This is a genomic window from Stenotrophomonas sp. PAMC25021 (assembly GCF_004795795.1).
GTDB classification, from domain to species: Bacteria; Pseudomonadota; Gammaproteobacteria; order Xanthomonadales; family Xanthomonadaceae; genus Stenotrophomonas; species Stenotrophomonas muris.
In genome coordinates this window covers 130,372-152,437 of sequence record NZ_CP039255.1, presented here as the reverse complement: position 1 = coordinate 152,437, position 22,066 = coordinate 130,372, and the positions used below count along the sequence as shown (strand labels likewise).

Sequence of the window (22,066 nt, the reverse complement as noted above, 5' to 3'; positions counted from 1 at the left end):
TGATGCATTGTGATTGATGACCAGACTGTGAGCGCTCTCGAGACTGCGGCCGGCTGCGGCACCCGCCTGCGCCAGGCCCGCGAAGCGGCCGGACTGACCCTCGAAGATGTCGGCTCGCGCCTGCGCATGCCGGTCCAGGTGGTCAAGTCGCTGGAAGAGGAACAATGGCAGAAGCTGGGGGCGCCGGTGTTCGTGCGTGGCCAGCTGCGCAGCTATGCGCGCCTGCTCGACGTGGATGTCGGCCAGCTGCTGGAACAGGCCCAGGTCGGCCCGGTGGTTCCGCCCACCCTGGTCAGCCATACCCATACCCCGCGTGCGCGCCGCATCGCCGAGAACCTCGGTCGCCGCGTGCTGTATGTCGGCATCACCGCGGTGCTGGCGGTGCCGGTGTGGTTCGCCACCCGTGGCCACTTCGACGGCAGCGCGACCCCGTCGCCGAGCACCGCCTCGCTGGATGTGATCCCGGCCGCCGTGCCGGTCACCCCGTCCACGGCCGGTGCCGAGGCTGTCCCGCCGGCCGAAGCGGCCACCGCCCCGGCCGGCAAGCCGGCGGCCACCCCGTACGTGGCCTCGCTGGCCCCGGTGCCGCGCCCGGCGCCGGCTCCGGCGGCTGCCGGCAACGCGCTGGAAATGCAGTTCAGCGGCGACAGCTGGGTCGACATCGGGGGGCCGGACGGCAGCACCGTCGAGAAGGCGCTGATCAGGTCCGGCGAGACCCGCAGCTTCACGCCGGGCCAGGTGACCCGGGTGACCCTGGGCAACGCCTCGGCGGTCCAGGTTCAGCAGAACGGCGCTATCGTCGATCTGACCCCCTACCAGCGAGCCAACGTGGCACGCTTTCAGGTATCCTCTGAAGGCTCCGTTGTCCCGGTTTCGCACTGAGGCGCGGTTTCACCACCTTCGATAATCCCAATGGTCCCACCCGACGGGCGGGGCGAGAGTACGCATGGCGATCGACGATCTGCTCGACGAGCACGAACAAAGTGAACGCGTCCGCAGCTGGCTGCGGAAGAATGGCGCCAGCATCCTCGGTGGCGTAGTCATCGCCATCGGTGCCATTGCTGGCTGGCAGTGGTACCAGAAGGATCAGGGCGGCAAGCTGGCCTCGGCCAATGTCGAGTACCAGAAGGCCCTGCAGGGCCTGCAGCAGAACAAGCTTGACGACGCCGCCAAGGCGGTCAAGGCGCTCGAAGCCGGCCCGTCCAGCATCTACGGCGACCTCGCGGCGCTGCAGCTGGCCAAGGCCCAGGTCGACGCCGGCAAGAATGAAGAGGCACTGGCAACCCTGCGCAATGTGAAGGTCGAAGGTGACCTGCAGCGCGTGGTCGACCAGCGTGTGGCCCGCCTGCTGGTGGCCACCGGCAAGAGCGACGAGGCCATCAAGCTGCTGGGCAGCGCGACCGACAGCAGCAGCCTGGAAATCCATGGCGATGCGCTGATGGCGCAGGGCAAGCGTGATGAGGCCCGTGCACAGTACGAGAAGGCGCTGAAGACGCTGGACGTGGCAGCGCCGCAGCGGCGCCTGCTGGAAACCAAGGTTATGGACGCCGGCGGCACCGTCGCCGCCCCTGCGGAGTCGGTTTGATGAGTCAGAAGGTCATGATCACCCGCGTCGCCACCGTGCTCCTGATGGGCATGGCCCTGACCGGCTGCAGCACCATGAAGGGCTGGTTCGCCGGCAAGGACGCGGCCGCGAAGAAGGCACAGGAACCGGCTGAGCTGGTCAAGTTCGAGCCGACCGTGAAGGTCAGCAAGGTCTGGTCGGTCAACCTCGGCAAGGGCGAGCGCCGCATCGGCGTGCGCCAGGGCCCGGCGGTCGCCAACGGCCACGTGTTTGCTGCCGCGATCACCGGTGGCGTGCACGCCATCGACCTGCAGACCGGCAAGAAGGTCTGGACCTGGGAGCCGAAGAAGGAAAAGAAGAAGGCCAAGCTGCGCCTGTCCGGCGGCCCGGGTGTCGGTGAGAACCTGGTCGTGATCGGCACGCTGGATGGCCAGGTCATCGCGCTGGATATCAACGATGGCAGCGAGAAGTGGCGCGCCCGTGTTCCGGGTGAAGTCATCGCCGCGCCGGCCGTTGCCCAGGGCATGGTCTACGTGCGCAGCAACGACGGCCGCGTTACCGGCTTCGATGCCGGCAACGGCACCCAGAAGTGGTTCAACCCGAGCGAGCTGCCGGCGCTGACCGTGCGTGGCAACGCGCCGGTGGTGACCGGCCCGGGCGTGCTGTTCATCGGCAAGGACGAGGGCGCGGTTGCCGCTCTGGCCCAGCAGGATGGCCGCACGCTGTGGGAACAGAACCTCGGCAACGGCGAAGGCCGCACCGAGCTGGAGCGCATGGCCGACGTCGACGGCGCTCCGGTGCTGGAGGGCAACACCCTCTACGTGAGCAGCTTCAAGAACCAGACCATGGCCATCGAAGGCCCGACCGGTCGCCCGCTGTGGGCGCGCGACCATGGCGGTGCCGGTGGCGTGGCGGTGTCGTCGGGCAATGTGTTCGTCACCGACAACAAGGGCGGCGTGTTCGGCCTGGACAAGGCCAGCGGCGCGGCCATGTGGTCGCAGACCGCGCTGGCCCGTCGATCGCTGACCGGCCCGGCGCTGCACGGCGACTACGTGGTGGTCGGCGACTACAAGGGATACGTGCACTGGTTGCAGGCGTCCGATGGTGCGATGGCGGCACGGGCAAAAAGTGGCGGCGACGCCCTGCTGGCCCAGCCGGTCGTCGCAGACGGGGTGCTGCTGGTGCAGAACGTTGATGGCAAGCTGACCGCCTTCCGGTTGGCAAATTAAAAATTGGAGTAATCGCGATGCTGCCTTTGGTCGCCCTGGTTGGACGGCCGAATGTCGGCAAGTCGACTATTTTCAATGCGCTTACGCGCACCCGTGACGCGCTGGTCCATGACCAGCCCGGCGTCACCCGCGACCGCAACTACGGTGTCTGCCGTCTGGACGAGGACAATCATTTCCTTGTCGTCGACACCGGCGGTATCGCGGAAGAGGAAGAGGGGCTGGCAGGGGCTACCACCCGCCAGGCCCGCGCCGCTGCAGCGGAAGCCGACCTGATCCTGTTCGTGGTCGACGCCCGTGAGGGCACCTCGGCGATGGACGACGAGATCCTGGCCTGGCTGCGCAAGCTGTCGCGCCCGACGCTGCTGCTGATCAACAAGATCGACGGCACAGACGAGGACACCGTGCGTTCGGAGTTCGCCCGCTACGGCTTCGGCGAGATGCTGACCGTGTCGGCCGCGCATCGCCAGGGCCTGGACGACCTGCTGGACGAAGTGATCCAGCGCCTGCCGGAAGAAGGCAGCGGCGAAGAGCTGGACAACGATCCGAACCGCATCCGCATCGCCTTCGTCGGCCGCCCGAACGTGGGCAAGTCGACCCTGGTCAATCGCATCCTCGGCGAGGAGCGCATGATCGCCTCCGACGTGCCGGGCACCACCCGCGACTCGATCGCGGTGGACCTGGAGCGTGACGGCCGCGAGTACCGCCTGATCGATACCGCCGGCCTGCGCCGTCGGTCGCGCGTGGACGAGGTCGTCGAGAAGTTCTCGGTGGTCAAGACCATGCAGTCGATCGAGCAGTGCCAGGTGGCCGTGCTGATGCTCGACGCCACCGAAGGCGTGACCGACCAGGACGCCACCGTGCTCGGTGCCGTGCTCGACGCCGGCCGCGCACTGGTGATCGCCATCAACAAGTGGGATGGCCTGACCGAGTACCAGCGTGAGCAGGCCGAAACCATGCTGTCGCTGAAGCTGGGCTTCGTGCCGTGGGCCGAGTCGGTGCGCATCTCGGCCAAGCATGGTTCGGGCCTGCGTGAGCTGTTCCGCGCGGTGCACCGCGCGCACGAATCGGCGAACAAGACCTTCACCACCAGCGAAGTGAACAAGGCGCTGGAAGTGGCCTACGAGACCAACCCGCCGCCGACCATCCGCGGCCACGTCTCCAAGCTGCGTTACGTGCACCCGGCCGGTTCCAACCCGCCGACCTTCATCGTGCACGGCACGCGCCTGAAGGAGCTGCAGGAGTCGTACAAGCGCTACCTGGAGAACTTCTTCCGCAAGCGCTTCAAGCTGATCGGCACGCCGGTGAGCTTCATCTTCCGCGAGGGTACCAACCCGTACGAGGGCAAGAAGAACGTCCTCACCGAGCGGCAGGTCAAGGCCAAGCGGCGCTTGATGAAGCACGTCAAGGGCAAGTGATTCACGAGAAGGCGGCCGCAGGGCCGCCTTTTTCGTTGCGGAGAATCGGGTCAGATCCCATTTCCTCCGGAAAAGGGATCTGACCCCGGGTGCAGGGCGGGCGCTACCGCAGGCCTGCGGTGGACCCGTAGAGCCGAGCATAGGCTCGGCTCTACAGATGCTGGTCAAGGCGGCCTGCCGCCACGTGCGCGATAATGCCGCCATGAGCATCCAAGAGCTTTCCCCCGCGCAGGCACGCGAGCGCCTGGCCCATGGCGCGGTGCTGATCGATGTGCGCGAGGCACACGAACGGGCCGGCGGCATGGCCGAGGGCGCGCGCGGCGTGGCCAAGGGCGAGCTGCAGGCCGACCCGGCCGCACACCTGCCGCGGCACGACCAGGAGATCCTGCTGATCTGCCAGAGCGGCAAGCGCTCGGCCGACGCCGCGCAGTTCCTGCTGGAGGCCGGCTACACCCGCGTCGCTTCCGTGACCGGCGGCACCGTGGCCTGGCGCGAGCAGTCGCTGCCGCTGGTGCAGCCGCTGGCCAGCGCCGCCGACCGCGACTTCTACGATCGCTATTCGCGCCACCTGCTGCTGCCACAGGTGGGCGAGGCCGGCCAGCGCCGGCTGCAGCAGTCGCGCGTGCTGGTGCTGGGCGCGGGTGGGCTGGGCGCACCGGCTGGGTTCTACCTGGCCGCCGCCGGGGTAGGGCACCTGCGTTTTGCCGACCACGACCGCGTGGAGCGCAGCAACCTGCACCGGCAGATCGTGCATACCGAAGCCAGCGTCGGCCAGTTCAAGGTCGATTCGGCGCGCGAGCGGCTGCTGGCGTTGAACCCGTCGATCGACGTCGAGGCGGTGCCTGAGCGGGTCACGTCCGAGAATGTGGATGCGCTGCTGGCCGGGGTGGATGTGGTGCTGGATGGCTCGGACAACTTCCCGCTGCGCTACCTGCTCAACGACGCCTGCATCAAGCACGCCACGCCGCTGGTGTATGCCGCCATCGAGCGCTTTGACGGCCAGGTAAGCGTGTTTGACGCTGGCCGCCAGCGCGGCGTGGCGCCGTGCTACCGCTGCCTGTTCCCGGAGCCACCGCCGCCGGAGTTCGCGCCGAACTGCTCCGAGGCCGGTGTGCTGGGTGTGCTGCCGGGATTGGCTGGTGTGCTGCAGGCCACCGAAGTGCTGAAGCTGCTGCTGGGCATCGGCGAGCCGCTGGTCGGCCGACTGCTGCGCTTCGACGCGCTGGGCATGCGCTTCCGCGAGACCGGCATCCGGCCGGACCCGCATTGCCCGGTGTGCGCGCCGGGCGTGCCGTTCCCGGGATATATCGATTACGCCGCGTTCTGCCGGGGTGGGTGAGGCTGGCCGGGGCGTCATCCGCGCATGGCGTGGATCTACTGTAGAGCCGAGCCCGTGCTCGGCTGCTTCTGGCCTCGGCACGAAGAGCAGCCGAGCGTGGGCTCGGCTCTACAGGTTGTGGTTGTGCCAACCAAGCTTGGCACCCACCGACGCGGATGCATGGTTTCGGGATGATGCTGGGGGTCACTCCCGGTATCGTTCCATCTCCAAGACAATCCGGCGCAACATGCGTGCTATTGCCGTCATCGGCATTGCTCTATTGTTGAACGCGATTCTGGATCTTGGGGAAAGCACCGCATGGCGGTAGAAGCAGCGACCAGCGAGCTGGTCAAGGTCGTCGCCCTGTTGGGCGCGGCGGTGGTGATGGTGCCCTTGTTCCGCCGGGCCGGCCTGGGCTCGGTGCTGGGCTACTTCGCCGCTGGCCTGGCGATCGGACCGTTCGGGCTGGGCTGGTTCTCCGACCCGCAGGCGATCCTGCATACCGCCGAGCTCGGCGTGGTGATGTTCCTGTTCGTGATCGGCCTGGAGATGCGGCCCTCGCACCTGTGGAGCCTGCGCAAGGAAATCTTCGGGCTGGGCACGCTGCAGATTGTCACCTGTGCGCTGGTGCTGACCAGCATCGCCAAGCTGTTCGGGTTGCCGTGGCAGGTGGCCTTCATCGGTGCCACCGGCTTTGTGCTGACCTCCACCGCAGTGGTGATGCAGCTGCTGGCCGAGCGCGGTGACATCGCGCTGCCGTCGGGGCAGAAGATCGTCTCCATCCTGCTGTTCGAAGATCTGCTGATCGTGCCGCTGCTGGCGCTGGTGGCGTGGATGGGCCCGAGCGCGGGCAGTGCCGATGGCGAGGGTTCGCGCTGGCTGTCAGTGGCGATCGGGGTCGGCGCCATCGTCGGCCTGGTGCTGGTCGGCCGCTTCCTGCTCAATCCGCTGTTCCGCGTGCTGGCCGAATCGAAGGCGCGCGAGGTGATGACCGCCGCCGCATTGTTGGTGGTGCTGGGCGCGGCGCTGCTGATGCAGCTGTCCGGCCTGTCGATGGCGATGGGCGCGTTCCTCGCGGGCGTGCTTCTGAGCGAGTCGACCTTCCGCCACCAGATCGAGGCGGACATCGAACCGTTCCGCGGCATCCTGCTGGGCCTGTTCTTCCTCAGCGTGGGCATGGCGCTGGACCTGGGCGTGGTGGCTGGCAACTGGCAGCTGATCCTCGGCCTGGTGCTGGCGTTGATGGTCGCCAAGGCGCTGTGCATCTACGTGGTGGCGCGCATCATGGGTAGCGACCACGCGCAGGCGCTGGACCGCGGCGTGCTGATGGCGCAGGGCGGCGAGTTCGCCTTCGTGCTGTTCTCTGCCGCGGCATCGGCCGGTGTGATCAACCTGGAGATCAATGCCAACTTCACCGCCGTGGTGGTGTTGTCGATGGCGCTGACCCCGCTGGTGGTGCTGGTCTACAAGCGCATCGCGCCGAAGCCGACGGTGAACATGGACGGCGTGGACGAGGCCGAGGGTCTGTCCGGCAGTGTGCTGCTGATCGGCTTCGGCCGCTTCGGCCAGGTCGCCAGCCAGTCGCTGCTGGCGCGCGACGTGGACGTGACCATCATCGACAACGATGTGGAGATGATCCAGAGCGCCGCGCGTTTCGGTTTCAAGATCTATTACGGCGACGGTACGCGACTGGACGTGCTTCATGCCTCGGGCGCGGCCACCGCGCGTGCGATTGCGGTGTGCGTGGACAAGGCCGAGGCCGCCGACCGCATCGTCGAACTGGTGTCGCACGAGTTCCCGCAGGCCAAGCTGATGGTGCGCTCGTTCGACCGCGAACATTCGCTGCGGCTGATCCATGCCGGCGTCGATTTCCAGATCCGCGAGACGTTTGAATCGGCGGTGTTGTTCGGCCAGGCCGCGCTGGTGGAACTGGGTGCGGATGAAGACGACGCGGTGGAGATTGCCGAGCAGATCCGTCGCCGCGATGCCGAGCGTTTCGAGCTGGAGATTGCCGGTGGTGGCTTGAATGCCGGCGCCAAGATGGTGTTCGGCAATTCAGCCCAGGGCGTGCCGACGCCGACGCCGTTCACCGCGCCGAAGCGGGCAAGCAAGACGTTGAACCCGCAGGACGTGCCGGAAGAGGAAGAATGAGGTTTGCGGGTCGGATCCCTTTCCAGCGGAAAGGGCTCTGACCCGCTACGTCGTGCTGGGGTCAGAGCCCTTTGCCTGTGGCAAAGGGATCCGACCCCGCCAGGACCCCATCCTGCGGTGGGCGAGGGGGCCTGAATCAGGGACAATAGCGTCCCCGCCGCCCCACGCCTGCTCCCGATGACTGATTCCGCCGCCCCGCATCCTGCCCGCATCCTCGATGGCCGCCGCATCGCTGAGGACCTGCTCGACAGCCTGAAGGTGCGCGTCGACGCCCGCGTGGCCGCCGGTGGCAGCCGCCCGGGTCTGGCCGTGGTGCTGGTCGGTGGCGACCCGGCCTCGACCGTGTACGTGCGCAACAAGCGCCGTGCCGCCGAGAAGGTCGGCATCGAAGCACATGACTACGACCTGCCGGCCGGTACCACCGAAGCCGAGCTGCTCGACCTGATCGACCAGCTCAACGCCGACCCGAAGATCAACGGCATCCTGATCCAGCTGCCGCTGCCGGGCATCCCCGACGCGCGCCGGCTGATCCAGCGCATCGACCCGCGCAAGGACGTGGACGGCTTCCACCCGGAAAACGTCGGCCACCTGGCCCTGCGCGAGTTCGGCCTGCGCCCGTGCACCCCGCGCGGCATCACCACGCTGCTGGGCCACACCGACCAGCCGGTGCGCGGCCGCAACGCCACCATCGTTGGCGTGAGCAACCACGTCGGCCGCCCGATGGGCCTGGAGCTGCTGATTGCCGGCTGCACCGTGACCAGCTGCCACAAGTTCACCCCCAAGGACGTGCTGGAACAGGCCGTGCGCAACGCCGACATCCTGGTGGTGGCGGTAGGCCGCCCCGGCATCGTGCCGGGCGAGTGGGTGAAGCCGGGCGCGGTGGTGATCGACGTCGGCATCAACCGCTTGGATGACGGCCGCCTGGTGGGCGATGTCGGGTTTGAGGCGGCTGCCCAGCGGGCGAGCTGGATCACCCCGGTGCCGGGTGGCGTGGGCCCGATGACCGTGGCCACGTTGATGCAGAACACCCTGGAAGCGGCGGAAGCGCTGAGCTGACCTTTTGGGGTGGGGGCAACCGTTGGCCTGCTCCTGGTAGGTGCCAACCTTGGTTGGCACACATCCATCGGGGCCATCGGCCCATCTGGGGTGCCGGTGTCGGACGGATCGTGCCAACCAAGGTTGGCACCTACCAAAGGCGGTTCCGTGGGGGTTCCCAGGCGGCGCGTGGCCCCGGTCCGTCGCCCTGAACCAATCGCCGCCGGCGCGACACTGCGTCGCATCTACCCCCTGCCACGCGGCGCGGAAAAGGGGTAAAATGTCGCGCTTCCCCACATCTCGGGTATGCCGATGCTGCGCATCCAGGCTGAAGCACTCACTTACGACGACGTCTCGCTCGTCCCCGCCCACTCGACCATCCTGCCCAAGGACGTCAACCTCGAAACGCGGTTGACCCGAGACCTGAAGCTGAAGCTTCCGATCCTGTCCGCCGCGATGGACACCGTCACCGAAGCCCGCCTGGCCATCGCCATGGCCCAGCTCGGCGGCATGGGCATCATCCACAAGAATCTCAGCTTGGAACAGCAGGCCGCGGAAGTGGCCAAGGTCAAGAAGTTCGAGGCCGGTGTCATCCGCGACCCGATCACCGTCGGCCCGGAAACCACCATCCGCGACGTGCTGGCCCTGACCCAGGCGCACAACATCTCCGGCGTGCCGGTGGTGGGCAGCGACGGCCAGCTGGCCGGCATCGTGACCCACCGCGACATGCGCTTCGAGACCGAGCTGGACGACCCGGTCCGCCACATCATGACCAAGAAGGATCGCCTGATCACGGTCAAGGAAGGCGCCGCGTCTGATGAAGTGCTGCAGCTGCTGCACCGCAACCGCATCGAAAAGGTGCTGGTGGTCAATGATTCGTTCGAACTGCGTGGCCTGATCACCGTCAAGGACATCCAGAAGAACACCGACTTCCCGAACGCTGCCAAGGATCTGTCGACCCGCCTGCTGGTCGGCGCTGCCGTCGGCGTGGGTGGCGATACCGATCGCCGCGTGGAAGCGCTGGTCGCCGCCGGCGTGGACGTGATCGTGGTCGATACCGCGCACGGCCACTCGCAGGGCGTGCTGGACCGCGTCAGCTGGGTCAAGAAGAACTTCCCGAACGTGCAGGTCATCGGTGGCAACATCTGCACCGGCGAAGCCGCACTGGCGCTGCTGGACAGCGGCGCGGACGCAGTGAAGGTCGGCATCGGCCCGGGCTCGATCTGCACCACCCGCGTCGTCGCCGGCGTCGGCGTGCCGCAGGTCACCGCGATCGATCTGGTGGCTGAAGCCCTGCAGGACCGCATCCCGCTGATCGCCGACGGTGGCATCCGCTACTCGGGCGACATCGGCAAGGCGCTGGCCGCCGGTGCCTCGACCATCATGGTCGGCGGCCTGCTGGCCGGTACCGAGGAATCGCCGGGCGAGACCGAGCTGTACCAGGGCCGTTCGTACAAGAGCTACCGCGGCATGGGTTCGCTGGCTGCCATGGAGAAGGGGTCGAAGGACCGCTACTTCCAGGACGCCGCCACCGCCGACAAGCTGGTGCCGGAAGGCATCGAAGGCCGCGTGCCGTACCGCGGCCCGGTGGGCGGCATCATCCACCAGCTGATGGGCGGCCTGCGCGCCACCATGGGCTACGTGGGCTGCGCCACCATCGAAGACATGCGCAGCAAGCCCAAGTTCGTGAAGATCAGCGGCGCCGGCCAGCGTGAGAGCCACGTCCACGACGTGACGATCACCAAAGAGCCGCCGAACTACCGCGCCTGATGCGCTTGCGAACTGCTCTTGCGATTACGGGCAGCCTGCTGATGGCAGGCTGTTCGTTGTCCGAACCGCCGCCGCGCTCCGGGTCTCCGGGCGCGGCGGTTTCGCAATTGCAGGACGTGCAGGCCTGCCAGAACGCGTTCTCGCTGCCGAAGGGCTGGCAGGTGCAGCCCGCAGGCGAACAGCGCTGGCTGCTGAAAGGTACCGGCGAGCGCCCGCTGCAGGTCATCCTGCGGTGCGTTACCGATCTGGGTGACAGGCTTGAAGATCCCGTGGTCATCGCCGAGCTGGGGCCGCTGGAGCCGAAACGGATGAGCGCGCAGTCCGCGTTCTGGGGCAACGCCGTGGATTCCGGTTACCCGATGCACGCCATGCAACGGCGCATCGTGCCCGGCACCGAAGTGCAGGAAATCGCCGAACTGCCGCGCGCCGACCGGGCCAACCCCAACGCGCCGCACAGCCTGCTGATGCTGCGCTGGGACGAGGAAGACCCCTCACATATTCAACAACGCGAGGCGTTCATCGCCACGCTGACGCAGAGCCTTGAAGCGCCGGGCGCTGCGAAAAACACCACTGGAACGGCACCATGACCAACATCCATAACGACAAGATCCTCATCCTCGATTTCGGCGCGCAGTACACGCAGCTGATCGCCCGCCGCATCCGCGAGCTGGGCGTCTACTGCGAAATCTGGGCGTGGGACCACAACCCGGCCGAGATCGCCGCGTTCGGCGCCAAGGGCATCATCCTGTCCGGTGGCCCGGAATCGACCACGCTGCCGGGTGCGCCGGCCGCACCGCAGGAAGTGTTCGACAGTGGCCTGCCGATCTTCGGCATCTGCTACGGCATGCAGACCCTGGCCGCGCAGCTGGGCGGCGCGACCGAAGCGGCGGATCAGCGCGAATTCGGCCATGCCGAAGTGAACGTGATCAACCCGGATGCGCTGTTCAAGGGCCTGAGCGACCACGGCGGCGAGCCGAAGCTGAATGTCTGGATGAGCCACGGCGACCATGTCTCCGTTGCACCGCCGGGCTTCACCATCACTGCCACCACCGACCGCATTCCGGTGGCCGCCATGGCCAACGAAGAGAAGCGCTGGTACGGCGTGCAGTTCCACCCGGAAGTGACCCACACCCTGCAGGGCCAGGCGCTGCTGCGCCGCTTCGTGGTGGACGTGTGCGGCTGCCAGACCCTGTGGACCGCCGCCAACATCATCGACGACCAGATCGCCCGCGTGCGCGAACAGGTGGGCGATGACGAAGTGATCCTGGGCCTGTCCGGCGGCGTTGACTCGTCCGTGGTGGCCGCACTGCTGCACAAGGCCATCGGCGAGAAGCTGACCTGCGTGTTCGTGGATACCGGCCTGCTGCGCTGGCAGGAAGGCGACCAGGTGATGGCGATGTTCGCCGAGCACATGGGCGTAAAGGTGGTGCGCGTGAATGCCGCCGACCGTTACTTCGCCGCGCTGGAAGGCGTGAGCGACCCGGAAGCCAAGCGCAAGATCATCGGCAACCTTTTCGTTGAGATCTTCGACGAAGAGTCGAACAAGCTGAAGAACGCCAAGTGGCTGGCGCAGGGCACCATCTACCCGGACGTGATCGAGTCGGCCGGCAGCAAGACCGGCAAGGCGCATGTGATCAAGAGCCACCACAACGTGGGCGGCCTGCCGGAGCACATGAAGCTGGGCCTGGTGGAGCCGCTGCGCGAGCTGTTCAAGGACGAAGTGCGCCGCCTGGGTGTTGAACTGGGCCTGCCGCGCACCATGGTCTACCGCCATCCGTTCCCGGGCCCGGGCCTGGGCGTGCGTATCCTGGGCGAAGTGAAGCGCGAATACGCCGAGCTGCTGGCCAAGGCCGATGCCATCTTCATTGATGAGCTGCGCAAGGCGGACCTGTACGACAAGACCAGCCAGGCGTTTGCCGTGTTCCTGCCGGTGAAGTCGGTGGGCGTGGTGGGTGATGCGCGCGCTTATGAGTGGGTGATTGCGCTGCGGGCCGTGGAGACGATTGATTTCATGACCGCGCATTGGGCGCATCTGCCGTATGAGTTCCTGGGGACGGTGAGCAACCGGATCATCAATGAGTTGCGGGGGGTGTCGCGGGTTGTTTATGACATCTCGGGGAAGCCGCCGGCTACTATTGAGTGGGAATGAATTTAGGTCTTTCGAGGACTATCGCCAGCTATCGAAAAACTGCCGTAACGCGTTGAAACTGAAGTAAATTCGTTGCGGCACTTATTGGTGACTATCGCTGAGCAGCAGAAAAGATTGGCGGTAGAGCTGACGGTAAAAATCGCGGCCAGATTAAGACACTCTCATTCACTACTCAGACTTTTACCGTCTTTGACGGTAAAAGTCTTCTCGGGAATGCTTGTTTTATGGGGCTTTCCGGGCATCAACAGGTCTCCTGACCCCTGACGGTAAAAGCCGTCACCAACAGGAGGAAAACCTCGATGCTTACCGACATCGCGCTGCGTGATTTGAAGCCTAACTCATTGACTTATAAGGCTTCTGGTCGGGGCGGGATGTACGTGACGGTATCGCCCACCGGTACCGTCACCTTCCGCTACGACTACCGTCTCAACGGCCGCCGCGAGACCCTGACCATTGGCCGCTACGGGCCGGCGGGCATTTCGCTGGCGATGGCCCGCGAAAAGCTGATCGACGCCAAAAAGGCCGTCGATCAGGGCAAGTCCGCCGCGCTGGAGAAGCAGCGCGAAAAGCGCCGCCTGACCGCCGCCAAGACCTTTGGCGACGTGACCGAGAAGTGGTTGGCTGGCGCTCGGATGGCCGACAGCACCAAGGCGATGCGTAAGAGCATCGTCGATCGGGACGTCCTGCCGGCCTTCCAGAACCGGCAGCTCAACGAGATTACCGCCGATGACCTGCGCGCCCTCTGCAACAAGGTGAAGGCGCGCGGTGCGCCCGCCACGGCGGTGCACGTCCGCGACATCGTGAAGCAGGTCTATGCCTTCGCCATCCTGCACGGTGAGAAGGTGGACAACCCGGCTTAGGGTGTCAGTGCCGCGTCGATTGCGACCTTCGTGCCGAAGGATCGCGCCTTGTCGCCTCTGGAGATCCGGCTGATGGCGCGGCAGATGGAATCGGCATGGGTTCGAACGGGCACATTGATCCGAGTCGCGGATCCTTCCGCCGTGAATGCATGGATCTATGCCAACGTCGGCAATGGAGACTCCTTGTCGTACGATCTGGCTCCATTCCATTCGGCGTATGGAAACGGACTTCAGGTAATAGCCGGTCAAGCCAAGCAGGAGGGCGTGACCAAAGCGAGTTACTATCTTGAATTTGAAGGGCGCGACTGTGTCAAACATCCGTCGCCGCACTTGTGCATGGAAATGTAGTACCTGTTAAGTTGTTGGAGCGGGGGCATCAGCCCCCGCTTTCATGCGGGGATAGGATGCATAGAATCGCACTCTTCTTAGTCGGGGTTGGCGCCATGGGCCTTTCAGGCTGCGCGACCACTGTACTCCCGAAAGGGCTTGCCTCCGCCGGATACACTGAAGTGGTTTCCGTCCCCCTAGGCCCTTTCCGCTACTTCCATACGGCGTCCATGCTTCCTGGGAAAAACGCCGTAGGCACCACCTACTTCGTCCGCTGCGCGAACACGGAGCGGGCCATCAACCTACAGATCGCGGATGGGCTTGCAATTGACGCCGAAGAGGCCTGCACGCGTGTCGATGCGGCGGCTGCCTTGTCCGAATCATGGATACCGGCAGCATCAAACCGCTATCGGATCCTCCTTGCACAAGAAGGCACGGCAGCAGGCGTGCGGACAAGATCGCTCGGTCGCTTTGCCACGGGAAGGACGCTTGCACTCGCGTCAGCCGTCTACGGCGATCCGCATCAGACCTTCGCGAATCTGGTTGACCTGGTGGCGCACGAGGGCCTTCATGCATTGGGCCACGCTACAAGGCATCCTCGAGCGCTCGACGAAAGAAGCGCTTACTACGCGGGTCTATGCGCGCAGCTTCAGATCAAAAACGGCCTCATCACCGAGGAGGGCTTGCCGGGTGCCCCTCTCGCGTCCGGTGACCGGGCGGTACGCTACTCCTCGCAGGCGGCCTATCGCGTGCGACTGGAAACCTACCCGTTGCTGGCGGGCGAAGGCATTCGGCTCGGGGCTCCATCCGGAGAGTCGATGCTGCAACGGTGCCAGGAGGTCAGACGCGAGATGCATCGGCTTCAGTAAGGGCGCGTCGATCGACACGCCGACAGCAAACGGACGCCGTCCGTTGCACAGAACTCTGTGAGAAGGCGAACGCAGAGCATGACAGCTGACAAGGATTTCACTCACTACATCGACCGGTGGGCGCTGCTGCCCAACGGTGATCCGATCATCACGCGTTCAAGTCGACTTCTCCCGGTTCTTCACGATCGCAAGCCGGCCATGTTGAAGATCGCGATCGAGCGAGAGGAAAAATGGGGCGCTGGCCTTATGATCTGGTGGGCCGGGATCGGTGCTGCTCGCGTTCTTAAGCGCGAGGGCGATGCAATCCGTCTTGAACGGGCGACAGGCACTCGCTCACTGGGTGAGATGGCGAAACACGGGAAGGACGACGAAGCGAGCCGCATCCTCTGCGAAACCGTGGCAACACTTCACGCACCACGCGAGGCAGCGCCTCCGACCCTTATCCCGCTGTCTGACTGGTTTTCAGGCGCTGATCGCCGGACGCGAAGGCGAAATACTCGCCCGTTGTGCCGACACCGCGCGGAGGCTTCTTGCCGATCCGGGCGACGTGGTCCCGCTGCACGGTGACATACACCACGGGAACATTCTCGATTTCGGAGACAGAGGTTGGCTCGCCATCGATCCGAAACGGTTGAAGGGCGAACGGGGATTCGATTACGCCAACCTCTTCTGCAATCCGGATCATCCGATCTTGGGGGAGCACCGCATGGCGCTGTGCGCTTCGCCGGCGTTCCTGGCGCAGCAAGCCCTGCCGGAGAGCCTCGAGGCGCTACAGGCGTTGGACGCCGTGGCGTACAGCCGGCATGGGCGAGGAGCGGAGTGGAAGGTGGTGGTCGACGGCCGGACGCATGCGCTCCGGCCGAAGGCGCGGATGCTGCTGGACGACATGCAGGGGGTGCTGGTTGCGGCCGTCGCAGGGCTAGGTGTGGCGTGGTTGCCGTACTGGCTGGTGCGCGATGCGCTGATGGATGGGCAGTTGCAGGAGGTGTTTCCGGCGGCGTCCAGTCCGGTCTATCCGATCCACGCGGTCTGGCAGCGCATGCCGCACCTGCCGTTGAAGACGCGCGTCACCGTGGACGCGCTGCTGCAACAGCTGCCCGGGCGTTTGCAGGACGTGGAGGGGCCGCGGGCCTGAGTCTTCCTCTTCCCATGCGGGCTGTGTCTCCGCCAGGATTGCCGGACCGCTCGCGTCGACGAGGCTGGGCGTGGCACGGTCGTGGCGATGCGCGTCCCGGCCCGATCGACGAGTCCGCCGCGCACTGGCGCGCTCGCGACGCGGCGTCCGAATGGCGTGCTCCCTGGAGCGTCTTGCGGACCGGCGCCGTGGGCGGCGGGATGCTCAGCTGAACAGCTCCGCCAGCCAGGCGCCTATCGGCAGGCGCGATGCGCCGAAGACGCCGGATAGGGCAAGGACGAGCGTGGTCAGGACGATGCGAATGTCACGCGAGATCAGGGCGTGCAGGCGTGCCCGGTCATCCTTGAAGGCACAGTAGGGCGCCTCCCCGGATCGCGGGACTCGCGCCTGGCTCCTGCGCGGCGTCGGCGGTTCATGGGTGTTGGCCATGATCCGTCTCCGCCACTTGGCTCTTGGCCGGGTTCTTGCCCTTGGCGCGCTTTGGCTTCTTGCCTGGGGTGACCGGCGTGTCTGGCGATTCGTCGGCCTGCTCGGCGGCGTCCAGTTCCGCCATGCGCTGCTGGTATTCGTGAATGTCGCGCTTGGCGCCAATCTCGGTCAGCCGGTCCTCGAAGCGGTCCGCCAGGCCGGCCTGCAGGGCGTTCTTCTCATCCAGCTGCGCAAGGACCACATTGGGATTGAGCAGCAGCACATAGTGGAACTCGCCGCTGGTGCCCTTCTTGGTCCGAATGAAGCCCAGCTCGCGCAGACGCTTCATGCGCCGGCGCCACGTGTCGGTGGCGCGCTCGCCGGTGTAGCCCGCTTCTGCCGCGAACATGGCCGGCGACTCGATGACGATGAGCGGATGGTCGGGTGCGCGCGCCCAGAGGCAGAACAGGGTATGCCCGGCCGCGTTGCCCTTCGATTGCATGTCGATCGCCTGCATGGCGATGGGAAGCGTGCGGGGAATGGTGGAGTAGCCGTCGTTGGTCTTTCGGTTCCACAGCGGTTCGCGGATGTAATCCGGGAAATGCTTCGCCATTTGCTCCGCCGCGCGTTCGGCCATCTTGGGGCGCGGGAGCCGGATTTTGGTCTTCGTCGTCATCGCTGTGTACGGGTAGGGGCCTGGGAACTATTACAGGCCACCGATGCCCGGATTGCCAGCCGTGAGTAGACGCAAGTCAGACTGTACTGGGGCAATGATCTCTCCCCATAACAAGCATTAGGCCGCGAGATGTGCTGCGTCGAAACCCGGTCCAGTTCGCACTATTCCGCAGGCTTGATGGCGCAAACACCTTTCTTTTCAATTGGTTGGGGCAGTTTGGTGGTGCTCGCGGTACTCCAGTGCTCGAGGTGCTCGGCGTGCTCCCGGCTCCCGTGCCGGGGAGGATTGGCAGGGAGGGGGGGGGAGCGGGCGGCCTCCGGGGAGGAAAAAGGGCCTCCGGAATGCCTTTGCGGGCGCCGATCCAGGACCACCCGTGCGCTTGGTCGGTGGCGGGCTGCGCTCCAACAGGTGCCCTCGCTCGCGGGTGGAATGCGAGCGGCTGGGTTGTGGCCGCGGTCCCGCCCAAGGCGCACGACCGGTCGACGTGGCTGCGGTCGAGCCGCCCCAACGATCAGAAGGCCGGTGGCTCTTTCGGTGGTGTGTAGGGCACCTTGCCGTCGCCGAGGAAGATCTTGGTGTTGGCAGCCCCGACTCGATTGCAGAGAACGTCGCCCACGTGGGGACGATCCGTCCTGCACTTGTCGCGCAGATGCCTCAATCGGACACCGGCATGGACAGCGGACCCGCATCGTCGCTCGGCGGGGCGTGATTCTGGCTGCAGGCGGGTTCGACCACAACATGCGGATGCGAGCGGACTACCAGTCGCCCTCGCTGAACCGACGGCACGCGAGGGAAGGGGCCATGAGCCTGTCGGACAAGGTCAGCGCCGAGACCTTGGCGCTGCGGGCGAAGCCACGTACCGTTACGCGCCTGAACCGCCGAACGCTGGTCTTCCTCGTGGGCGGCCTGTCGGCCGCAGTCCTGGCAGCGACGTTGTGGGCTTTGCAGCCCCATCGGCGCATCGTCGAACATCTGACCGAGCTGTACAACGTCGAGCGAGTGTCCAAATCCGAAGGACTCGACACCCTGCCTTCGGACTATTCGAAGCTGCCGACGAAAGTGCCGGAGCTGGGTCCGCCGCTGCCCGGTGACTTGGGGTCCGCCATCGTAGCTTCGCAGCAGCCGGTAGTGCCCACCTATGCGCCGCCAGGTCAGGATCCGGAAGACACCTTGCGCAGAGAATCCGAGGCCGCGGCCGCCTCGTCGGTGTTCTTTCATGCCGGCAAGCAGGGCCAGACTGCAGCAGCGGCGTCCGGGGAGGGCGCGGCGATCCCGTCCTTGTCGACCTCCGTCTTCGACCCGATGGCGGCCGGCCCGCTGTCGACCTCCGCACAACCGGTCGATCCGAGCGTTGTGCAGAACCAGCACGACCAGGAAGCGGCCTTCCTGAAGTCCGGGTCTACGGAAACTCGCAACAGCGGTGACCTGCGCATGCCTGTCTCACCGTACCAGGTGATGGCCGGCACGGCGATCTCCGCAGCGCTGATAACGGGCATCCAGTCCGATCTGCCGGGCGATGTGATCGGAACGATGACCGAGCCGGTCTACGACACCGCCACTGGCAAATTCCTGCTGATCCCGCAGGGATCACGTCTCCTTGGCCGCTATAACAGCCAGGTCAGCTACGGACAAAGCCGCGTACAGGTGGTCTGGAATCGGGTCATCCTTCCCGACACCTCCTCGCTCGCCCTGGACGGACTCGTGGGAACCGGCCCTGCGGGCTACGCCGGGCTCGAAGACGGCGTTGACCGCCATTGGGGACGCATTCTGTCGACCGCGGCGCTGACGACCGTCCTCGGCGTCGGCGCCGAGCTGGCAGCTCCCGAGAACCGCCAGGACGGCAATCGGGTCGTGCTCGCCGGCAGGAACAGCGCACAGGACAGCATCAACCAGCTCGGGCAGGAGATGACCCGGCGCAACATGAACGTGCAGCCAACCCTGACCGCGCGGCCAGGCTTGCCGGTGCGCATCATCGTTGCCCGCGATCTGGTGTTGCGTCCTTATCAGCCGCTATTTCTCAATCGGGGAGCGATGCGATGAGCGCCACCAAGAAGTTGCGCCTTGGGCCGTTGCCCAAGCTCGAATCCACGCGGGTGACCTTTGTCTGCCCCGGTGGCCTGAGGGCGGATCTTGATCGGTATGCCGCGCTCCACGCGCAGACCTATGGAGAGCCGGTGGACGCTGTGGTCCTGATTCCGCTGATGCTCGAGGCGTTCATGGCGAGGGACCGGGGATTTAGGCGCCGGAATCTGTAGACGTCCCTTCAGCGGTCAGGATCGTTGCGGCCGTTTCTGAGAATCTCCAGCGCTGCCTGAAGGTGTCGCTCTTCTGGCCCCAAAGCGGAGAGCGACGAGAACACCGCCTTTGTTTGGTGCCAATAGATGGCGTGACTGATTGCGGGGCGCAGCGCGTCGAGTTCTTGGCTCGTCAGAGATGCAGCAAACGCGCGAAGCCGAATCTCCGCTTTCTCTCGCCGTATGTGACACTCGCGACACAAGGCGCGCAAGGCACTAAGTGGATATTCCCAAGGCTCAAAGCCTTCTCGCATAGTCGCGTAGTAGCAGTGGTGGGCATCCAAGGGCTTCGTGGCTCCGCAATCCTGACATTGATGTCCTGCGCGAGCTTTTACAGCCGCTGCCTTCTTGCGCCATCTTTCATCTTGCAGCTTGGACGAATAGCTGCCTGAGAGGCGAGAGTAGTCATACCCTTCGATAGGGTAGAAGCCCATGCTCCAAGAATGCCCAAGCTCATACCCGAAGCCGAACGAATCAATCAGGTCGTCGAATTCTTCGGTGTCCCCCCCGGAGTTCAACATGGTATGAAGTGTGCTGCCATCGAAAGCCAAGACTAGGAGTGAGTCGTCACCATAGGACTCGCCTCGCGATCGCCAGGTTTCGATGTCGACGAAGAACGCGTCTCCTAGTATTTCCTCTTTAATCATCCATTCGGTGAGAGCGGCGCGCATGCGCTCCAGGTTTCTGCCCATTGAGGTGAAATGCATCTTCTGCTCCAAAGGGAAGGGGCGGAGTTGGGTAGCGGCTGAGCATCTCATTGCGTCGGAGCAGGACATCCCGAGATTGTCGGCCGGCTGAGGATCTATATTGCCAACACCTGCCTTTTCCGGGGGGTGACATGTAGATTCGAGTTGCGTGAGGAGAGGTAGGGTGGCTGGGAGACCCGATCGACATGGCCGACCAACGGGGGGCTGGCAAGACCAGGGGGGAGATCGCAGCGTGGGGCAACAAACGTCCCCACGGCACCCCTACGGTCCCTCGTAGTAAGGGATCAGACTCGGAGCACCCTCAACTCCGGCCATCCCCCTTTGCAGAAAGTTTGGAAGATATTCCTCAGGCTCCACTACGTCGGAGTCGATGAGCAGGAACTGGATAGCCTTGTCGCCGGCGCCAGACGCAAGACGATAGATTTCTCGATACAGCGATTTGACCAAGTCGGGATTCATGTCTTCGCTGATGTTCTTGGTAGGGCTGTCGATGATCAAGACATTCGGCACAGGCAAATTGCGGTCCCTAGCTGTTTCGTGGACAGCCAATGCGTAGCAAACATTGAAGAGCGTCTTCTTGCCACCACTCCCTGCTTCCCAGAAAGTCCATTCCTGATCATCGTGCAGGATAACGGGGCGCCATGAGCGCGGATCGACAATGACTTCATCTTCTTCGGAAACCCCTGGAAAGCCGACGGACAACATGACTGCCTTGAAATTAATGGCAATGGCGGCTGCATTCTCATCGGCATTCTGCAAGTGCTTACCCTCCAGTTCGATGGCCGCCCTCAGACGGTCGATCTTACCCTGAAGTTGGGCCGCCTGATCTTCTAGCTCGCTGATTGATTCCGGCATCTTTCTGAGCTTCTCGAGTGAACGGATGCGCTCAGTCAACGTCGCATTCTCACGGTCCAGAGAGCGAACGCTCTCGATGAAGGCGGAGTCGTAGTGGGAGAGCTCTTGCTGCAAAACGCGGTCAAGGTCGATCTTCTCGGCTCTGAGTATATTGAAATTTCGAATTGATTGCGCCAGTGCTCGCTCTCGTCGTTGAATGGAGTCGTTGAGCTGATCGATGCGATCATTCAACTCGCGGCGAGCAGCTTCAAGTTCCAAGCTATCCATAGGGCCGTTAAGCTCTGTCTCCGAGCAGCACAGCCTGCATTTGCCCGTTTCGACCTGCCGCAGAGAGATATCGGTTGAGCAATCGGGACAGCGCATGTAGCTGACGCCGTCAAGGAGCTTGCCTGCTTGCTCCGTACGGTCGGCCTTTACTTTGGCTGTGATCAGCTCGGCCCGTAACGCGCGCTGCTCAGAAATGGCAATTTCGGTTTCCTTGATCGCTGCGCCAAGATCAGAAAGCTCCTCGCTCATTTCCCGCAACTTCGTGCGCTTGGGATCTGTCGGATGGATAATTTCTAGACGCTCGCGCTCCAGCTTGCTCCTGCGGCTCTCGCTCTCGGAAAGCTCCCGTCTGGCATTCTCGATGCGGCTTTCGACGTCGAGCTCGGAGCCCAACTCGAACCGATCCATGAACTCACGGATCTGATGTGCGGCCTCGCGCTTTCCCTTCTGCTGGTCGATCGCGCGGTACAGCTCCGTTTCTAGTTCGCTAAGTCGTTCGGAATGAAGCCCCGTAAAGAAACGCATGGCATCCTGGCTCTTGCGACTTCGGAACGGATCCTCCATTCTGAAGAATGACGAGTCCAAATGGGTCTGATCAAGGTAGCAGTACCACCAAATGTCGCGGAAGCTGAGCCGGATCATCGGAGAGTCCGGGTCTCGCATTCGCTTACGCACCTTAATGGGAGTTACGCCGCACAGATGGAATAGCAAGTCGCTAAGATTGTACACGCTGTCCCCAAGGATGGGCGTGGCGGCATCGGCCTCGAGCGGGGCATTTATCGACTCGATCTCATTGTCGCCAACTGACCAGGAGACACGTACGTACTGAGTGTCTGTTGCTGACCGCTCAAACGTGCATGTGTGGACATCAAAATCCGCGAACAATTGTGCTGAGACAAATTCCTTCTGGACGGCTGGTGTGCGCTCCAGCTCCCCGCCGAGGCAGTAGTCGATGAGACGTGCAACGGTTGATTTCCCAGTTCCCACCGGGCCATACAAGAACGTTACGGATGGCGAGAACATCACAACTTCCGTTG

General features: G+C 64.6%; 18 protein-coding genes and 2 pseudogenes. 15 read left to right on the top strand and 5 right to left on the bottom strand.

Translation table 11 applies throughout. The annotated features are described in order from the left end of the window. The first annotated feature begins 9 nt into the window (after positions 1-9). The 13 genes and pseudogenes from E5790_RS00715 to E5790_RS00655 all read left to right on the top strand — a co-directional run bounded on the left by E5790_RS00715 (position 10) and on the right by E5790_RS00655 (position 15,822). Positions 10-882, top strand: coding sequence for a RodZ domain-containing protein (locus E5790_RS00715; RefSeq protein ID WP_111206126.1), 873 nt, complete (start codon positions 10-12; stop codon positions 880-882). 64 nt (positions 883-946) lie between these two features. Continuing rightward, positions 947-1,585, top strand: a complete 639-nt coding sequence (locus tag E5790_RS00710) for a tetratricopeptide repeat protein (protein WP_014646859.1) — start codon at positions 947-949, stop codon at positions 1,583-1,585. Continuing rightward, positions 1,585-2,793, top strand: a complete 1,209-nt coding sequence (bamB, locus tag E5790_RS00705; RefSeq protein ID WP_111206127.1) for an outer membrane protein assembly factor BamB — start codon at positions 1,585-1,587, stop codon at positions 2,791-2,793. Before E5790_RS00710 ends, bamB begins: the two co-directional genes overlap by 1 nt. Positions 2,794-2,810: 17 nt before the next feature. Then, positions 2,811-4,208 (top strand): ribosome biogenesis GTPase Der, encoded by a 1,398-nt coding sequence (gene der, locus E5790_RS00700; protein WP_014646861.1) that lies wholly within the window; start codon positions 2,811-2,813, stop codon positions 4,206-4,208. Positions 4,209-4,410: 202 nt separating this feature from the next. Next, a complete protein-coding gene (moeB, locus tag E5790_RS00695) occupies positions 4,411-5,547 on the top strand; it encodes a molybdopterin-synthase adenylyltransferase MoeB (protein ID WP_136191667.1) in 1,137 nt (378 codons plus the stop codon). A gap of 297 nt (positions 5,548-5,844) precedes the next feature. Then, positions 5,845-7,677 (top strand): monovalent cation:proton antiporter-2 (CPA2) family protein, encoded by a 1,833-nt coding sequence (locus E5790_RS00690; protein ID WP_069117135.1) that lies wholly within the window; start codon positions 5,845-5,847, stop codon positions 7,675-7,677. A gap of 177 nt (positions 7,678-7,854) precedes the next feature. Further along, positions 7,855-8,733: a bifunctional methylenetetrahydrofolate dehydrogenase/methenyltetrahydrofolate cyclohydrolase FolD gene (gene folD / locus E5790_RS00685; protein ID WP_005416247.1), complete on the top strand. Its 879-nt coding sequence runs from the start codon at positions 7,855-7,857 to the stop codon at positions 8,731-8,733. A gap of 291 nt (positions 8,734-9,024) precedes the next feature. Beyond that, positions 9,025-10,482: an IMP dehydrogenase gene (gene guaB, locus E5790_RS00680; RefSeq protein ID WP_005416248.1), complete on the top strand. Its 1,458-nt coding sequence runs from the start codon at positions 9,025-9,027 to the stop codon at positions 10,480-10,482. 107 nt (positions 10,483-10,589) lie between these two features. Beyond that, positions 10,590-11,069 (top strand): hypothetical protein, encoded by a 480-nt coding sequence (locus E5790_RS00675; RefSeq protein WP_099487872.1) that lies wholly within the window; start codon positions 10,590-10,592, stop codon positions 11,067-11,069. After that, complete coding sequence (gene guaA, locus E5790_RS00670; RefSeq protein ID WP_005413109.1) at positions 11,066-12,631, top strand: glutamine-hydrolyzing GMP synthase; 1,566 nt, start codon at positions 11,066-11,068, stop codon at positions 12,629-12,631. The genes E5790_RS00675 and guaA overlap by 4 nt, the downstream gene beginning before the upstream one ends. A gap of 299 nt (positions 12,632-12,930) precedes the next feature. Continuing rightward, positions 12,931-13,584, top strand: a pseudogene (locus E5790_RS00665) (integrase arm-type DNA-binding domain-containing protein); the annotation flags it as partial. Between the two features lie 416 nt (positions 13,585-14,000). Beyond that, positions 14,001-14,687 (top strand): hypothetical protein, encoded by a 687-nt coding sequence (locus E5790_RS00660; RefSeq protein ID WP_136191666.1) that lies wholly within the window; start codon positions 14,001-14,003, stop codon positions 14,685-14,687. Between the two features lie 298 nt (positions 14,688-14,985). Further along, a complete protein-coding gene (locus E5790_RS00655; protein ID WP_247594923.1) occupies positions 14,986-15,822 on the top strand; it encodes an aminoglycoside phosphotransferase family protein in 837 nt (278 codons plus the stop codon). Between the two features lie 204 nt (positions 15,823-16,026). Here E5790_RS00655 and E5790_RS00650 read toward each other — a convergent pair whose 3' ends face one another. From E5790_RS00650 to E5790_RS22035, 3 genes and pseudogenes are all read right to left on the bottom strand, one after another. Further along, positions 16,027-16,251: a hypothetical protein gene (locus tag E5790_RS00650; RefSeq protein ID WP_111206129.1), complete on the bottom strand. Its 225-nt coding sequence runs from the start codon at positions 16,249-16,251 to the stop codon at positions 16,027-16,029. Beyond that, positions 16,235-16,906 (bottom strand): hypothetical protein, encoded by a 672-nt coding sequence (locus tag E5790_RS00645; protein ID WP_181454189.1) that lies wholly within the window; start codon positions 16,904-16,906, stop codon positions 16,235-16,237. Before E5790_RS00645 ends, E5790_RS00650 begins: the two co-directional genes overlap by 17 nt. A gap of 511 nt (positions 16,907-17,417) precedes the next feature. Beyond that, positions 17,418-17,567, bottom strand: a pseudogene (locus E5790_RS22035) (entry exclusion lipoprotein TrbK); the annotation flags it as partial. 140 nt (positions 17,568-17,707) lie between these two features. On the opposite strand from E5790_RS22035, the gene E5790_RS00635 reads away from it, so the two are divergent. Next, positions 17,708-18,946 (top strand): TrbI/VirB10 family protein, encoded by a 1,239-nt coding sequence (locus E5790_RS00635; RefSeq protein WP_111206835.1) that lies wholly within the window; start codon positions 17,708-17,710, stop codon positions 18,944-18,946. Further along, positions 18,943-19,161: a DUF2274 domain-containing protein gene (locus E5790_RS00630; RefSeq protein WP_111206833.1), complete on the top strand. Its 219-nt coding sequence runs from the start codon at positions 18,943-18,945 to the stop codon at positions 19,159-19,161. The genes E5790_RS00635 and E5790_RS00630 overlap by 4 nt, the downstream gene beginning before the upstream one ends. A gap of 8 nt (positions 19,162-19,169) precedes the next feature. On the opposite strand, the gene E5790_RS00625 is transcribed toward E5790_RS00630, so the two are convergent. Beyond that, positions 19,170-19,907 (bottom strand): hypothetical protein, encoded by a 738-nt coding sequence (locus E5790_RS00625; RefSeq protein ID WP_111206834.1) that lies wholly within the window; start codon positions 19,905-19,907, stop codon positions 19,170-19,172. Between the two features lie 261 nt (positions 19,908-20,168). Further along, positions 20,169-22,052 (bottom strand): AAA family ATPase, encoded by a 1,884-nt coding sequence (locus E5790_RS00620; RefSeq protein ID WP_111206832.1) that lies wholly within the window; start codon positions 22,050-22,052, stop codon positions 20,169-20,171. Between the last annotated feature and the right edge of the window lie 14 nt (positions 22,053-22,066).